The following is a 15,785-nucleotide window of genomic DNA, read 5'->3' as shown; positions in this document are numbered from 1 at the left end:
TTTTGTAGCTGGTCCGGTTATCCGCTTTCGGTTTATCACATACCAAAAAAGCTACCTCATCAAAAAGCCACCTCATCTGAGGTGGCTTTTTTGATGGTCTACAAAATCCGTGAAATCCGCTAAAATCCGTGCTCATCCGTGATCAGTCGAACGCTTCCAGCCGGGCGTTATCGAGCCGCAGGTTGGTGGTGGTGCCGTAGTAGAGGAACACGATGGAAACGTGGTCGAAGGGCTGGCGCGGGGGGCGGATGGTGAAGCTTAGGGTGCGGGACAAGTTGGGCTCCAGCGCCCGTTGCAGGCGCACGGTGCGCTCTTTTACGATGGTGGGGCCGTCCCAGAAACGAACCACGTACTGGGTCATCCGGCCAACATCCCACTCGTAGTCGGGGGCACCGGCCAGGGCCGAGGCGCGCAGCCAGGTGAACGTACCGGGCCGGACGGGCAGGCGGTGTTCGGAGCTGCTGGGGTGGGCGGCATCCAGGTGCAGCGAGCAGTTGCCCGCCAGCGCCGGCGTACCGCAGGTAGCGGCGGGCTGCTGCTCGAAATCCTGCTGCCAGAGTACGCGCAGGTTGCGGGGCGTGCCGGTGAAGTCGGAGTTGCTGTCGAGCAGCAGCCGGGTTTCGAGCGGCACCTGGTAGCGGAACAGGATGCGCCAGAGGTAGGTGCGCGTCATCTCGCCGGCCGCCAGCAGACCGCCTCCCTGCGCCATTTGGCTTAGCCAGAAGCCGTAGGCGCAGCCCAGCACGGCCAGCACCCCGTAGAGGGCGGCCCACACCGGCCGGGCCAGCAGCCAGCGCAGGGCGGCGGCCAGCGGCCAGGCCAGCACGGCGTAGGTCTGCACCATGGCCCGCTGGCCCAGGCTGCCGCCGTAGGTCCACTCGTCCCAGGCAAAGGCCACATACACGAACAGCCCCATAAACACCAGCATGGGCCAGAACGCCGCGGGCTGCTGCCGGCGCAACGGCCCGAAGCCCACCAGGGCCGTAATCAGCAGGGGCGAGTACATCAGCCAGCCGCTGCGGAAGCTGAAAATGCCGTCGAACAGATGGGGTTTCAGCCAGCTAAACCCCTGCTCCTGGTAGCTGTACACCACCCACTGGCCGCTGGCGTAGTACCAGTACAAAGGCTGAATGCTAAGCACTGCCGCCCCGAGGGCCGCGGCCAGCAGCAGGTGCCCGGCATGCTGCTGCCAAAACCCGAGCTGCGCCCGCAGGCCGGCCCGCGACCAGCGTAGCCCCCACAGCAGCGGCAGCAGCACGGCCAGCAGCTCGGTGGGCCGCGTGAGCGTCATCAGCCCGATAATTGCCCCGATAGCGGCCGCCCGGCCCGCCGTGGGACGGTCGTAGTAGGCGGGCGTGAGCAGCAGCAGCGCCGCGTACCAGCCAAACAGCCAGTTGTGCGTGAGGGAGCCCTGGCCGGCGCTGTAGTTGAGGTAGTTGGTACCCAGCACCAGAATCAGGAGGGTGCCGGCCGTGGCCCACTCGCCGAAGCGCGGCAGCAGTGCCCGGCGCACCAGCCACAGGCTTAGGATGGCCACCAGCAGCGCCGCCAGCTTCATGGCCAGCTGGTAGGGGTCCGAATAGCCGTCGGGGGCGTACCCCAGCGGCTCGGCCAGGGCGTGGGCCACCAGAAAAAACGGCAGCTCCTGCAGGGCCAGACCGGCAGGGTACTTGAGCACCATATGGCCGCTGGGGTGCGGGAAGGCCGAATCGAAGCCGGAGCCCGAGGGCGCGTAGTCGCGCACGAGCTGGTGGCGGAAGTTAAGGTCGCGCAGGTCGTGGTGCACGAAAATGGCCGGCAGGTAGAGGTAATAACCGGCCGCATCCCACTGCAGCACCCGCGACTGGTGGGGCTGGGCCGGCGGGTAATACCACCAGCCCCAGCCCACAATCAGGGCCACGCACGCAATCCAGGCCCACCAGGAAACAGATTTCATGGCCTGAAAATACAACCGGGAAAAGAATCGGGCCGGGCAGCAGCAGTTTTCCCTGGTGCAGATTTCGCCCTGCGCAACTCCAGACATACACTACACCGTTGGGCACTCGTGCGTACCTTGCCATTCCACCTGTTGCCCCTTTATAATGCTACGTATACCTCACCTGACGGCGCTGCTCCGCCGGTTTTCGGCCCTGCTGGCGGCGGCCCTGCTGCTGGCCACCTCCGCCGTACTGGCCCAGCCCGCCGCTACGGCCGACACCCGCAACCTGCTGCCCGTGCCTACCACGGTCCGCTGGGGTACGGCCACGCTGAAGCCCAAAACGGTGTTGCGGCCGCTGTTTCAGGGGCCGCCCGACTCAGTTACGACCGCCGCCGTCACCCGCACGCTGGCCCGCATGGGGGTGCAGGCAAGCGCAAAGTCGACTCCTGTACTGCCCCTGCAAATCAACTACGGCAAGGTGGGGCGGCCCGAGCAGTTCGATGAGGAGCGCTACAGCCTGCGCGTAACGCCTACCGGGGTCACCATCGACGCGCCTACCAGCCTGGGCGTGCTGCGGGCCCTGGCCACGCTGGAGCAGCTGCCCCAAGCGGCCGGCCGCCATCTGGTGCTGTCCGAAGTCGATATTCAGGACCAGCCGCGCTTTGCCTGGCGGGGGCTGCTGATTGACGCGGCCCGGCACTTTATGCCCGTGAGCGTCATCAAGCGCAACCTCGATGCCATGGCCGCCACCAAGCTCAACGTGCTGCACTGGCACCTCTCCGACGACCAGGGCTTTCGGGTGGAAAGCAAAACCCTGCCCCGGCTGCACGAGGTGAGCGGGCAGTACTACACCCAGGCGCAGGTGCGCGAGGTGCTGCGCTACGCCGCCGCCCGCGGCATTCGGGTGGTGCCCGAATTCGACGTGCCCGGCCACACCATTGCCTGGCAGGCCGCCTACCCCATTCTGGCCTCCGGCGACACACTGTACAAAACCGTGTACCAGAGCTGGCGGCTGGCCAACGTCGCTTTCGACCCCACCAAGGAAACCACTTATAAGCTGCTCGATACGCTGTTTGGCGAGATGACGGCCCTGTTTCCCGACCCCTACTTCCACATTGGTGGCGACGAAAACGACGGGCGGCAGTGGCGGGGCAACCCGCGCATCATGGCTTTCGCCAAGGCGAAAAAGATGCTGAAGCCGGATGGCAAAACCCTCGACAAGCACGCGCTGCAGACCTATTTCAACCGCCGGGTGCTCAGCATCCTCACCAAGTACAACAAGCAGATGGTGGGCTGGGACGAAATCCTGGGTCCGGGCCTGCCCAAAAACGCCATCATCCAGAGCTGGCGGGGTAAAAAGGGCCTCTACGATGCGGCCAAAGCGGGCAACCGCGCCATCCTGTCCAACGGCTACTACCTCGACCTGTACCTGTCGGCCGCCAACGCCTACGGTACCGACCCGCTGCCCGCCGACAACCCGCTGACCCCGGCGCAGCAAAAGCTGATTCTGGGCGGCGAGGCCACCATGTGGAGCGAGTTTGCCGACAGCGTGATTGTCGATTCGCGCATCTGGCCCCGCGCCGCGGCTGTGGCCGAGCGGCTGTGGTCGGCCCGCGACGTGAACAACTCCGCCGATATGTACCGCCGCCTGGCCATCGTGTCGCGGCAGTTGGAGGGGCTGGGGCTGCAGCACCGTAGCGCCCCCGAACAGCTGCTGCGCCAACTGGCCGGCCCCACCGATGTGGCCCCGTTGCGCACGCTGGCCCAGGTGCTGGAGCCCGTCAAGGAGTACAAACGCCACTTCCAGGGCTTCACCTACACACCCGGCACCCCCCTCAACCGCCTCGTCGATGCCGCCCCGGCCGAATCAGACGTGGCCCGCGACTTCAACTGTATGGTGGATAGCCTGACCATATATGCAAAGTCTGACTCTTATGGGCCCATCTTCTTAGTCGGTGACAGCCGCCGAACTGCCCTAGCCATGCGCCAGCAGTTGCAAACCTGGCAGGCCAACCACTCCCGGCTGATTCCGCGACTGGGCTCCTCCCCCAGCCTCACCGAGTATGCCCCGCTCTCGGCCACCCTAAGCGCCGTCGCCGCTCTGGGCCTGGAGCGGCTGGCGTTGCTCAAAAAACAGCAGAAGCCCGACGCCGAGTGGCAGGCCAGCGCATTGAAGCAGTTGGATGCGCTAAACAAGCCCGCCGGCCAGACGGAACTGGCCGTGCTGCCGGCTATCCGGCGGTTGGTAGAGTTGAAGTGATTTATAGATTATAGCATTTTCGCAATTCGCAATATTCCTCAACTTGATTTGCAGTAGATAGTCATGAAAGCATTAGATGAGTTATATGTACATGCTTTAACTGCTGTTGACCTAAGAGCAAGGCCAGACAAACTATTGACAGCTAAGGGAGCTTTAACACTTCTAACGACGATAGTGAGCGTTATTTTAGTGGGTATTCTAACGATTATAACATCTCTTATATTCAAGAAAGAAGACCCAGGTATTTTGTTCTTTATTTTTATGTTCGGTATCAGCATATGCACTTCTTATATATTTCTCTTTAAGTACTTCATTTCAAGTAAAAGATATTTAATACTAAATGCAAAACTCGATTCAAGTTACAAAAAGACAGATTTTTTGCTTATGTATTTCGCATCCATTATAGTAGGTTTTACAGTCGTATATTTAGCCGGAAAAATACAATAACATACATTTCAGATAACAAAAGACTATGTAATTCTTGAACTATTTAGCCGAAAAATTGAATTAGTTCGAGAAGCTGACAATGCTATACTGGCTGCTAAAACAGCACCGCTACCTGCATGCGGCCGGTGTGGATGGGGGCCAGGCCCTGAGGTTTGCGGCCGTCGTAGGCCAGCGTGATGTTGAGGCCGTTGCTCAGGCGCTGCTCCAGATTCAGGTTCCAGGTGAAGTTGGTGCCGGGGCGCAGGGCATTGAGGATTTCCAGGCCTACGAGGCTGCTCTGGTCTCCCGCGAAGCCCACCCCCACGTAGCGCCCGGTGGCCGAGAGCGTGCGCTTGCCCACCTGGCTGATGCGGGTTTCGAGGCCCAGCTCGTGGAAAGTGCCCTTTGTGCCCACGTCGGCGCCGGCCAGGTTGCGCTTGGTGGTGAACAGGTAGGTGGTGGTGAAGCGCCAGACGGTGGACGGCTGGTAGCTTACTTCGGGCGCTACCTCGTACTGCTCGACCCGGAAATTACGCGTTTCCAGGTAGCTGGACTGGTTTTCGCGGATGGCGCGGGTACCGTTGAGCCGGCCCGTAAACGACTGGGCCAGCGTGCGGCGCAGCAGCAGGTTCTGGCTGGCCAGGTTGCGGGTGTCGAAGCCCTGGGTCAGCAGCACCTTCTGCTGGGTTTGCTGCACCGTGAATTCGGCCCCGAAGATGGGATTCGAGCGGTTGAAGTAGAGCGTGTTGCGCAGCAGCTTGTTCAGGCTCAGCAGCAGCGAATCGGCGGTTTGGAAGGCGAAGGGGTTGAGGCGGGCGTTGAGCGTGTTTTCGGTGCTTTTGCGGTCGAGCGTGACGGTGGTGAGCGTGCTGAAGCGGCCCAGCAGCTGCCGCCAGCCGGTGGCCTCGCGCCACTCGCGGGGGGCCGAGAGCGTGAGGCGGTAGCTGAAACGGTTGGTGAAGGCGGGCAGGTAGTCGTCGGTGGGCAGGAACACCTTGATGTAGGTACGGAACTGCGCGTCGGGCGTCTGGGCCTCGAAAAACTCGTTTTTCTCCTGGCGGCTGTTGCCGTTCAAATCGTTCCAGTAGTGGGTGCCCTGGCCGTTGGGCACGGCCAGGTAGGCGAAGTCGCGGCGCAATTCGCGGCCGGTAGCCACGGCGTAGCTCAGCTCCGAGCGCAGGGTATTCTGCCAGAAGCTGGCGTTCCAGTCGAGTTTGCCCAGCACGGTCCGGTCGCGCACGAAGCCGGGGGCGGGCGCGCCGGGGCGGGTCTGGCCGGTGGTGTCGCGGGCGCTCAGGTCGCGGTAGGTAGCCAGAATATTGAGGTCCTGGGTGGCGCTCAGGTGCGCGTTGAGGGTGGCCTGCCAGGTGTGGGCCCGGCCCCGCTCGCGCAGGCCGGTGCGTTCGGCGTTGGGCGTCTGGTCGCGGCGGAAGCTGTAATCGGCCCGGAAACGGAGGCGGGCCGTATCGCGGCTCTGCACGAACAGGGCGTGCTCGTCGTAGTAGTTGGCCGAGGTAAGCGAGTCGCCCTCGGGCCGGGCCACGCGGTTTTTATCGAAGCGGTAGGCGTAGCCGGGCTCCAGGGCCCCGCCTACGTAGCGGGCCGAGGCTTCGCCCCGCGCCCAGTCCGACGCGCGCCGGCCGGCCTGCGAGTTCAGCAAAAACAGATTGCCCCGCAGCTGCACCCGGCCAAACTGCCGGGCCGCATCAAGCCAGTGCTGCACCCCGCTTACCTCGCCGGCCCGGTAGCGGCGGCTCAGGCGGTAGCCCAGGGCGTTGTCGGCGTCCTTAATCAGCCCGATTCCGGCATTGAAGATATTCTCCTCGCGGGGTGTCTGGTTGTTGCTGATGAGCGTGTTATCGGTGCTCCAGTTGCGGTCGAACTCGATGTCGCGGTAGCGGTCGATGGGCGTGAAGCGGCGGCTGGTGTACTCGTAATCGACGTGGCTGCGCAGCCGGTAGCCGGCAAGGCCCGGCAGGTTCACGGGGCGGTTCTGCACCACGTAGCCCACGCGCATAGCCTGGCCGGTGGCCCCGTCGGCGGCAAAGCGGTTCAACTCCAGCTCCGACGAAGCCACATCAACGAACACGGTGGCCGTCGAGTCGAGGGCGTAGCTGGCCCCGGCCGTGATGAGCTGCTTTTTAAGCGGCGTGGGCAGCACCCGCACCGGCTCGTAGGCGCCCCGGCCGGTGCCCACGAAGGTGTACACCCGGCCGTTGGCGTTGGCCTCGCCGGGCGTGGTGCCCAGGTTGTAGGAGCCCCGGCCCGGCCCCAGGTTGGTAAACTGCACGTTGTACACCAGGCTGAGCGTATCGAGCGGCGGGTACACGAACACGGGGGTGGGCAGGCCGGTGGCGGGGTCGGGCAGGGTTTCGCGGCGGTACTGAATCTGGCGCCGGTCGTAGGGCACGAGCGTGTCGCCGGGGGCCGTTACGCGGCTCACGTTGCCGCTGCGGCGCAGCAGGGCCTTCTGGCCGTCGTTCAGGGTGAGGTTGGGCGAGTTGTCAGGGTTGTCGGCTTCGCGGTAGAAATTGGCGTGCACCTGCAGGCGGCCCAGCTGCTGGTAGTGGCTGGCCTGCACCAGCGAGCGGGCGTAGTTGAAGTCGGAGTACTCGTAATCGACCTTGATGCGGGTGTTGCTGGTGATGAGGTGCCGGGGCGAAAACGTGAGCTCGGCCTGGTTGTAGTCGATAATGTAATCGGCATCGAAGCCGCGCACCAGCAGCCGGCCATCGAGGTACACGCGCTCGGAGTTGGCCAGCACAATGATGAACTGCTCGCCGTTGGGCCCGCGCAGCCGGTACGGGCCCTGCACGTTTTCGAGCGGCGCAATATCAATGCTGGCAAACTTGCCCTTGGCCCCGCCCGCCGCCACCGAAGTGGTAGCAAAGACCTCCCCTTTCGCCACCGACAGCAGCGGCGCCCGTGCCCCGGGGGGCCGGCGGGTGGTTACGCTTTGGCTGGCGTTGGGCCCGAGGCCGTTGGGCGTGAGCGCGCCACCCGAAGTGCCGGTGGGCCCGTAGGGGTCGGGGGTGGTGCCGGGGCCGGGCTGCTGGCCCGAGCCGGCCGCTGGGGCAATGGTGGGCGAAGTAGTGATGAACGTGCCCGTGCTGCCGCCCGCCGCGTTGGGGTACTGAAACAGCTGCTGGTTGCTGATGCCCGCCCCGGCCCCGCCCCCGAAACCGCCGGCCGGCAACTGCCCGAAATTCACCTCGCCGGCGCCGCCCTGGATGTTTTTGTAGTAGCGCAGGAAGTAATCGGGCTTGTTGCGCAGCACCACGTCGCCGGCCGTCAGGCTCCAGCGCGGGTTGGTCAGGGTGATGTAGATGCGGTCGAACTCCTGCAGCTGCTGGGTGTTGCCCTCGGGCTGGAAGGGCACGTTCTGGTCGGAAATGGCCGCCGTCAGGTCGATGTTGTCGGTGAGCTTGCCTTCGAGCTGCAAATTGAGCGAGGAGTTGACGAACACGTTCTGGGCGTTGCCGAACGAGATGCCCCTGGACAGGTTGCCCGTTTTGTTGATGCCCGGCGTGCTCAGAATCTGCTCCTTCACCGAGAAATCCTGCTCTCCGAACGCGGGCCGCTGCCACAGCTGCAGCGTGTCGAGCAGGCTGCGGGGCCGCCGGAAGCGCGGCTCGGCCAGCCGCAGCGGCAGCACCCGGTAGCACACCCGCACCGAGTCGGGCCCGGCGGGCGGCAGCACAATATCGGGCCGGCCGGGCTCGGGGCTGGGGAAGCGCGAGCTGGGCCGCACATAGCGGTACTGGTTGGTGGCGGGGTTGTAGGCCACCGAGCGGCCGTTCAAACTCACCGAGGCCGGCACCACCGTCAGCGTATCGGGCAGGCTGAAAAGCGTAGTGTCCTGCCCCACCGCCAGCCGCACCCACACGCAGCGGCGGGTGCTGGGCGGCGCATCGGCGGCGGGCGCGGGCCGCTGCTGGGCCCACGCAGCCGCCGGCAGCAACAGCAGCAGCAGGTTAAAAAGTAAAAGCGAAAACTTAAACGTCATCCATTCCAGCGGAAATCATTTTTTCGACCTTTCCTCAACGCCAGGTTCAGCCGCAACGTCTGCTGCTCCGGATAAAATCCGGCGCCGCGCCGGATTCCTTTCTCCGTTGCAAAAGCACCGGCCCGCCTTCAATCACCCCTATTTCAATTTTTCACTTTTAATTTCCAATTCGGAATCACCCCGCCAGCGGCAGCTCGATGTAGAAGCGGGTGCCCACACCCTCCTCGGTTTCAAACCAGATGTGGCCGCCGGCACTTTCGATGCCGCGGCGGGCCACGGCCAGCCCGATGCCCGAGCCGGTTTCTTTGGTGGTGAAGTTGGGCACGAATATCTGGGGCTGCACCTCGGCCGGAATGCCGGTGCCGTTATCGGCAATGCAGATGCGCACCCGGCCCTGGCCCGGCTCGTCGCCCAGGGGTTCCAGGATGGCCACTACTTCGGGCACGCGGCCTTCAGGCACCGCTTGCAGGGCGTTGATAAGCAAGTTGTTGAAAGTTCGCACCAGCAGGCTTTCGTCGGCAAATACCACGTACTGGTCGGGGGCCATAGCGGGGGGAAGCGCCAGGCGGATGCCGCCACCACCCGGCCGGCTCTGGTGCAGGTGCACGCAGCGGCGCAAAATGGGCACCACATCGAGCCGCTCGGGCCGCATGGCGGGCAGGTTGGTGAAGTTGCTGAACGAGGTGGCAATATCGGTCAGCACGTCGATCTGGGTGATGAGCGTCTGTGATACTTTGGTGAGCAGCTCCTCCAGGTTGGGGCGCTGGTCCTGGATGGCGCGCTGCAGAAACTGCAGGCTCAGCTTCATGGGCGTGAGCGGGTTCTTGATTTCGTGGGCCACCTGCCGGGCCATTTCGCGCCAGGCCGCCTCCTTTTCCTGAATGGCCAGCTCCTCCTTGCTCTCATCGAGCTTGAGCAGCATGTGGTTGTACTCGCGCACCAGCAGCCCGATTTCGTCCTCCGACTCGTAGGCCAGCATTTCGTTCTGGCCCGTCAGGGTGGTCTGGCGCAGCTTTTCGGTGAGCAGCTTAAGCGGCTCGGTGAGCAGCCGGGAGGCCACGAAGGCCAGCCCCAGGAACAGAATAAACATCAGCGTGAAGATGTTGAGCACGGTGCTCACCAGCTCGGTCAGCTTGTTGTCGAGGTCCTTTTCCGAATCGAAAAACGGAATACCCACGTAGCCCAGCACCGGGCCGGGCCGGCCACTTTGCACCGCACTGGCCCGCAGCGGCAGGTACAGCGCGTTAAACGAAAGCGTGCCGGCCCGCTCCGTGAGCAGGGCGCGCGGCTGCCCGTCCTCGCTGAGCTCCGTAATGGCCCGCGGGTTCATGAGCGTACTCAGCAGGCTGGCCTCAAAAATGGTCGGCTGGCTACTAACGAGCAGCTCACCGTGGGCATCGTAGAGGTTAAGGTCGGTTTCGGTAAGGGCCGACACGTTTTCGGCCAGCTCCACGAGGTCGGCCCGGTTGGCATCTTCGGCCAGCAGCGCCCGGTTCTTGAGCAGGTTTTCCTGCACGGCCTGGCCCCGCCGCAGGTAGGAGCGCAGCAGGTCGCGCTTGTAGGAGTTGGTTACCTGCCCGGCAATGGCGGCACTCACCACCACCAGCGGCACGAGCACGCCCAGGTTCAGAAACACCTGAATTTTGGTGCTGAAATTGGTGCGCAGCATGGAGCGGTACCGGCCCCGGGCCAGCAGCACGGCCCCCATCAGCAGCAGCCAGCAGAAGCTGTAGAGCAGAAACAGAAACGAGAAGTTGGCCAGCCAGTCGGCAAACGAGTACGTAGCCGTCGTCACCACGACCAGGCGGTCGGTGTTGCCGGCGCTGCGCACGGCCAAGTGGTGGTAGCCATTGATTGACAGGCCGGCGGAGTACAGGCGCGGGTCGTCGAAGAAGCGGGGCAGCAGCTCGTTGATGTAGTCGAAGTCGCCCTCGCTGTACACCAGCTGGCCCTTCTCGAAGCCCGCGTAGCTCAGGTCGGTACCCAGCTGGGGCTGAAAGAACTTCTGATCGACCAGCAGTTCGGGTACCACGCTGTTGGCCGTCAGCTTTTTCAGCGTCAGTTCCAGGGCAATGGTGCTGCTGCCCTGCTCGGCCTCGGGCGCGGGCACGGCAATAAAGGCCACGTAGCGCCGCGAGTTAAAAGCGCGGCTGCCGTCGCGCACCAAGTAAATGTTGGGGTAGTCGGTGGGGCTGGCGTTGCGCAGCAGGTAGTCGCGGGTGGTTTGCAGGTTGCCCCCAATAGCCACGCCCCGCCCCTCGGGCCGGAACAGCAGCACCCGCACCTCGTACTTGTCGAAGTAGTCGCGCAGGTAGTATTTCACCACCTTCTGCTTGATGAGGTCGAGGTTGACGAAGGGGCTGGCCAGCATGGTGCGCAGCACCGGGTCGCGGGCCATTTCGCGGCCGCGCTCCACCAGCAGGTACTCGCCCTGCAGGTCGTTGTCGGTGAGCAGGTTGCTGGCCAGGCTTTGCTTGTTGAGGGTCAGCTGGCGGTTGAAATGCTCGTAGAGGGCCAGCGCGCCCACGGCCGAGCTCAGGCCCAGCAGCACAAACACAAACAGGTAGAGCTGGTAGGGCAGTGCTGCCGCCGCGGCCGACCCCAGCCCCGTAACCCGCAGCCCCAGAAAAAAGGCCAGCGTGAGCCCCAGCAGCGTAAAATGCACCTGATGCCAGCCCAGCCCCGCCGTCAGAAACCCGACGGCCGACAGCAGCAACAGCCCCGCGCCCAGGTAGCGGGTAGAAGGCCGTACCACCCGCACGAACAGCTGCGCTAGCAGGTAAAAGCCCACCGCGTAGCTGCCGGTATGCAGCACAATGGCCAGCCCCAGCAGCACCTTAAACGGACTCACCTGGATGTCCTGGGTGATGTCGAGCAGCAGTTGGGAGTTGCTGAAGCTGCTGGTGTAGAAATCGTAGAGCAGCTCCAGCAGCGCGTAGAAGCTGAGCACGACGCCGGCCCCCAGCGCCATGCGCAGCGGCCAGCGCCGCAGCCGCTGCACCCGGCGCGGCAGCCCGTAGCGCCGGAACAGCCGCAGCCCGTACCAGGCTGCCAAGGCCAGCAGCAGCGCGTTCAGCAGCAGGTCGCCGAGGGAGGGCGACAACCAGGAGGCGGCGTACACCCGCGGGTCGAAGAGGCGGAATTCGAGCAGGGAGAAAGGCAGGCCCAGCTGCAGCATCGCCCCGCGCAGGGCCAGCAGCGGCAGCAGCACCAGCAGCACCCCGGCCAGGGCGTGGCCGCGGGCAAACCGGCGGCGGGCCCACAGCAGCCAGGCCGCCACGTAGCTGCCCACGCCCAGCAGCAGCAGCCCCAGCGGCAGGTATTTGCCCGTAATGGCGTCGGCCTGCAGGCTTTCCACCGAAAACAGGTAGTTGCCCTCGTTCGATACAAGCCGGGGCCGGCCGGTGTCGGTTCTCTCCACCACCAGCCGCACATTCTGGCCCTGAAAAATGCCCTGGCCGTTGCCGTCGCGCAGGTAGCGGTTGCTGATGCCGTAGCTGATTTCGAGCGGAATGTAGGTCAGCAGCACGTAGGGGCCCTCGGCGTGGCGCAGCACCAGAAACCGGCCGAAGCGGGTTTCCAGCAGCCGCTCGTGGTAGCGCTGGGTGGCCTGCTCCACATCGGGGCGCACGGAGTGGTCGGACCAGTAGAGCAGCTCCTCGCCCCGGAACACAAAGGTCGGGTACGTGGTGTGGCTCGTCAGGCTGCGGAAATCCACGCGGCCGGTGGCCAGCCGCTGCAGCATATCAGTCGATTCCCGCTCCCCGGTGAACTCGGCCTCCATCAGCACCTCCTGCAGGCGCGACGCCGACGTCCGCAGTACCACCTGCGGGTCTTGGCCAAAGCGGTTGCTCACGTAAGCCGCCACGAAGCACTGCAAACCCAGCAGCAACAGCAGAAGCGGAAAATGACGACGAAGTTTCAAACAAAAGGCCGCTAGTGAGGCGCTACTGTAAACCTACAACCTTGGGGCCAAAAAAAGCGCCACCCGAAGGCGGCGCTTTTTTCAGTTGCTTAAACGGGTGTCCTACCCTGCCCAAAGTATCAGGTACCGGCGGCGTAGCGGGGGTCGTAATCCACCCCGCCAAACGTGTAAATCATCAGGGTGCGGGAGTAGCGCAGGTTGAAGGGCGTCATCAGCACGGCTATAACGGCTACGGCCGTTACGTACACCCACGTATCGGGGTCGCCGAGCAGGTGGTACACCAGAAAGCCAATAACCAGCATCATGCCCGTCGAGAAGCCGAAACTGATGTACATGGCGCCCCAGTAAAAGCCCGGCTCGGGCTCGTAAACCTGGTTGCATACCGGGCAGTTGGTTGGCATTTCGGTGAAATGCGCCAGGTTGAGCGCCGAGTGCGTGAACAGCGGGCCCCGGCGGCAGCGCGGGCAGCGCTGCTGCAGAATGCCCATCAGCGTCGAGCCGGCCGGAGCGGGGTATGTGCTAGAGTCGGTCATCAGCCGCCTTTTTCTTTTTCTGCTGATGCGTGTGGCGGTACCAGAAAAAGCCCACGCTGCCAATCAGAATGTACGGAATGGTCATCAGGTACACGATGCCCTTGTTGAGGCCGGTCGTGTCGTAGCTGTCCTTGTCCTTACCCCCTGCTACCAGCTGGGTTTTGCACAGCGTGCACTGGGCCTGGGCGGGTTCCGGTACCAGCACGCTCAGCAGCAGGGTTACGAGCAGGGCAAGTAGCCCCGTTATGGCAAGTTTTTTCATGGCGAAAAGGGGTTAAGCGGGTTTTCTTGATAACCGCAAACCGGGCCCCGAAGGTTCGGCCGCGGCAACTTCTACGAGGTGTAGTAGGGCGAAATCATGAGGTACACTATCACGCCCGTTACCGATACGTACAACCACACCGGATAGGTCCAGCGGGCAATGCGGCGGTGCTTCTGAAACTGCTCGGTAAGGGCGAAATACAGCGTAAACAGCACCAAACCCACGGTAACGGCGGCCAGTACAATGTGGGTCAGCAATAGGAAGAAGTAGACTCCCCGAATCAGCCCCTGGCCCCCGAAACTAACGCTGGCGACCTGCGAGTGGTACGCCACGTACGACACCAGAAACAACGAGCCCAGCAGAAACGCCAGTCCCATCATGGCGCGGTGCCGGGCCACCTGCTTGCGCCGGATGAAGTAGTAGCCCAGCATCAGGCATACGGCCGTGAGCGAGTTAAGCACGGCATTCACGGCGGGCAGGGCCTTTACATTCAGGCCCGGAATGGTAAAGACACCGGGAAAGTAGTACAGCCCCGCCACAGCCAGGGGCACCGCGGCGCCCAATACCGCGGCCAGCAGCTTGTACTTGGCCGTACCGGCAGGGTTAACAACAGGGTCAGGGGTGGTCATAGATATACAGTAATACGTCGATTTCGGTGATGAGCCGGTTCATATCCCGCTCACTGGTTCCGTCGTAGCGGCCGCGCACATACCCGTCGCGGTCGACGAGCTGCACTACCAGGGGATAAGCGCCGGCCGCCGCCGCGAAGGACGGCAGACGCAGCTCCTGCTCTAACAACCGCGTCACCGCGCTTTCGTTTCCGGTCAGAAAAAACCATTTGCCGGCAATGGCGCCCGCCTGCTCGGCATAGCCAGCGGCGGCCGTCACCGAGTCGGGGCTGATGAGTACTGAGGCCAGCCGCACCCGGGCCTCCTGCCGGAACTTCTCCTGCACCCGGACCAGCTGGGCCGTCTGGCGCTGGCACTGTGGGGGGCAGTTTGGCGGCAGCGTGCTCAGCACGTACAGCCCCTGGGCCCGCAGTTCCTGCTCCGACACTTCGCGGCCGCCCGCGCCCTCGCGCAGCTGAAACGAGCCGAGTTGGTGGAAAACAGTATCGCGCTGCCATTTTCCGGCCACCAACGTCGAATCGACGCGTTCGGGCAAGTAAAAAGGCAGCGCGTAACGGTTGGTGCCGAAGCTTTTCAGAAACAGAAAAGCCAGGACCGGTACCAGCAACATCAGGCCCAACAGCAGAACTTGTTGGGGCCGCATGAGTTAGAAGATGGCGCTATGGATGGCGTTGCCTTCGGTAATAAGAGCCACCAGCAGCCAGATCAGCAGGCCCATCGGAATCATAATCGTCCAGATCAGCCCCTTGGTTTCATGCTTGAGGTGCATGAACTCGGCCACAATGAAGAAGGCCTTGAAGATGGTCAGGATGATGAAAATCGAATTGCGGAACGTGCTCGAAGGCATCGTGAAGGCAATCAGGAATTCCAGCGCCGTAATGGCCGTAATAACCCAGAAGGTTTTCCAGATCCAGGCCGTGTTGGGCTTCGGAATCTCGCCGGGATGGGCCGGTAGTTGGGTGGTGTGGTTAGCCATGAGTAGAGAGGAAAAACGCGGCCGCCGACTGGTAGTCCCTAAGGGTACCAGTCGGCGACCGGGTCAGGAAAATTAAACCAAGTAGAAGAAGGTGAAGACGAACACCCACACCAGATCCACAAAGTGCCAGTACAGGCCAATCTTTTCCACCATCTCGTAGTGGCCGCGCTTCTCGAACGTGCCGTTGGTGGTGGCAATGAAGCAGTAGATCAGCAGGCAGATGCCCGAGAATACGTGCGTGCCGTGGAAACCGGTGATAAAAAAGAACAGGTCGGCAAACAGCACCGGTCCGTACTGGTTCACGGCTAGGTTGGCGCCATGGAACACCGTGCCGTCGTTCATCAGCGTGCCCTCATCGGTGCCGGTGATGAAGTGGCTCCACTCCCAGGCCTGGCAGCTTACGAAAATGGTACCGAACAGAATCGTCCAGAGCAGCCATTTCTGCACATCCTGCTTGTCGAAGCGCTGACCGGCTTCTACGGCCAGTACCATCGTTACCGACGAGAAGATGAGAATCATCGTCATCAGGGCCACGAAAGCCAGCGGCAGATCGACGCCATGCAGGCCAGGGAAGGAGTTGAATACCTTCTCCGGAATGGGCCAGTAGGCCGTCGAAAACTTGAACGCCTCGGCCGAGCCGGTGTAGGCCAGGTACTTGTGGCGAATGAGGCCGTAAGTGGTCAGGAAGGCAGCGAACGTGAAGGCGTCCGACAGCAGGAAGAACCACATCATCAGCTTACCATAGCTGGCATTCAGGGGCTCGTTGCCGCCGTCCCAGGTGCCGGTGCGCGGCTTGTCCAGGGCGGAGTCGGGGATTGCCTGCGTCGTCGGGGAAATGGTGGACATAGCG

Annotated in this window: 10 protein-coding genes; 1 reads left to right on the top strand and 9 read right to left on the bottom strand. The window is 63.1% G+C overall.

The features are described from left to right. Positions 1 to 142: 142 nt before the first annotated feature. The gene (locus BMY67_RS04150; RefSeq protein WP_143069690.1) at positions 143 to 1,936 is read right to left on the bottom strand and encodes a hypothetical protein; all 1,794 of its coding nucleotides are present in this window, start codon (positions 1,934 to 1,936) and stop codon (positions 143 to 145) included. A gap of 145 nt (positions 1,937 to 2,081) precedes the next feature. Here BMY67_RS04150 and BMY67_RS04145 point away from each other — a divergent pair, with 145 nt between their 5' ends. Next, positions 2,082 to 4,178, top strand: a complete 2,097-nt coding sequence (locus tag BMY67_RS04145) for a beta-N-acetylhexosaminidase (protein WP_092768536.1) — start codon at positions 2,082 to 2,084, stop codon at positions 4,176 to 4,178. A 541-nt stretch (positions 4,179 to 4,719) separates the two neighbouring features. Here BMY67_RS04145 and BMY67_RS04140 read toward each other — a convergent pair. The 8 genes from BMY67_RS04140 to BMY67_RS04105 all read right to left on the bottom strand — a co-directional run bounded on the left by BMY67_RS04140 (position 4,720) and on the right by BMY67_RS04105 (position 15,781). Continuing rightward, a complete protein-coding gene (locus BMY67_RS04140; RefSeq protein ID WP_092768534.1) occupies positions 4,720 to 8,610 on the bottom strand; it encodes a hypothetical protein in 3,891 nt (1,296 codons plus the stop codon). Between the two features lie 175 nt (positions 8,611 to 8,785). Then, positions 8,786 to 12,535: a sensor histidine kinase gene (locus BMY67_RS04135; RefSeq protein WP_143069688.1), complete on the bottom strand. Its 3,750-nt coding sequence runs from the start codon at positions 12,533 to 12,535 to the stop codon at positions 8,786 to 8,788. Between the two features lie 119 nt (positions 12,536 to 12,654). Next, entirely contained in the window at positions 12,655 to 13,068 is a 414-nt protein-coding gene (locus BMY67_RS04130; RefSeq protein ID WP_245744872.1) for a DUF983 domain-containing protein, read from the bottom strand. Further along, the gene (locus BMY67_RS04125; RefSeq protein ID WP_092768530.1) at positions 13,055 to 13,330 is read right to left on the bottom strand and encodes a hypothetical protein; all 276 of its coding nucleotides are present in this window, start codon (positions 13,328 to 13,330) and stop codon (positions 13,055 to 13,057) included. The genes BMY67_RS04130 and BMY67_RS04125 overlap by 14 nt, the downstream gene beginning before the upstream one ends. A 71-nt stretch (positions 13,331 to 13,401) precedes the next feature. After that, complete coding sequence (locus BMY67_RS04120; RefSeq protein ID WP_092768528.1) at positions 13,402 to 13,959, bottom strand: DUF420 domain-containing protein; 558 nt, start codon at positions 13,957 to 13,959, stop codon at positions 13,402 to 13,404. Next, positions 13,946 to 14,602 carry an SCO family protein gene (locus BMY67_RS04115; RefSeq protein ID WP_092768526.1) on the bottom strand — a complete coding sequence of 219 codons (657 nt, stop codon included), beginning with the start codon at positions 14,600 to 14,602 and terminating at the stop codon, positions 13,946 to 13,948. Before BMY67_RS04115 ends, BMY67_RS04120 begins: the two co-directional genes overlap by 14 nt. A gap of 3 nt (positions 14,603 to 14,605) precedes the next feature. After that, on the bottom strand, positions 14,606 to 14,935 hold the full coding sequence (locus BMY67_RS04110) for a cytochrome C oxidase subunit IV family protein (protein ID WP_092768524.1): 330 nt from the start codon (positions 14,933 to 14,935) through the stop codon (positions 14,606 to 14,608). A gap of 72 nt (positions 14,936 to 15,007) precedes the next feature. Beyond that, entirely contained in the window at positions 15,008 to 15,781 is a 774-nt protein-coding gene (locus BMY67_RS04105; protein ID WP_092768522.1) for a cytochrome c oxidase subunit 3, read from the bottom strand. Positions 15,782 to 15,785: the final 4 nt, after the last annotated feature.

The organism is Hymenobacter actinosclerus (assembly GCF_900111515.1).
GTDB lineage: Bacteria > Bacteroidota > Bacteroidia > Cytophagales > Hymenobacteraceae > Hymenobacter > Hymenobacter actinosclerus.
This window is presented reverse-complemented; position numbering and strand designations above follow the sequence as displayed.

Excerpts from the sequence above, each read along its gene's own strand:
- BMY67_RS04150 (WP_143069690.1), bottom strand. The coding sequence starts at position 1,936 with ATGAAATCTGTTTCCTGGTGGGCCTGGATTGCGTGCGTGGCCCTGATT.
- BMY67_RS04120 (WP_092768528.1), bottom strand. The coding sequence starts at position 13,959 with ATGACCACCCCTGACCCTGTTGTTAACCCTGCCGGTACGGCCAAGTAC.
- BMY67_RS04140 (WP_092768534.1), bottom strand. The coding sequence starts at position 8,610 with ATGACGTTTAAGTTTTCGCTTTTACTTTTTAACCTGCTGCTGCTGTTG.
- BMY67_RS04130 (WP_245744872.1), bottom strand. The coding sequence starts at position 13,068 with ATGACCGACTCTAGCACATACCCCGCTCCGGCCGGCTCGACGCTGATG.
- BMY67_RS04115 (WP_092768526.1), bottom strand. The coding sequence starts at position 14,602 with ATGCGGCCCCAACAAGTTCTGCTGTTGGGCCTGATGTTGCTGGTACCG.
- BMY67_RS04110 (WP_092768524.1), bottom strand. The coding sequence starts at position 14,935 with ATGGCTAACCACACCACCCAACTACCGGCCCATCCCGGCGAGATTCCG.
- BMY67_RS04145 (WP_092768536.1), top strand. The coding sequence starts at position 2,082 with ATGCTACGTATACCTCACCTGACGGCGCTGCTCCGCCGGTTTTCGGCC.
- BMY67_RS04105 (WP_092768522.1), bottom strand. The coding sequence starts at position 15,781 with ATGTCCACCATTTCCCCGACGACGCAGGCAATCCCCGACTCCGCCCTG.
- BMY67_RS04125 (WP_092768530.1), bottom strand. The coding sequence starts at position 13,330 with ATGAAAAAACTTGCCATAACGGGGCTACTTGCCCTGCTCGTAACCCTG.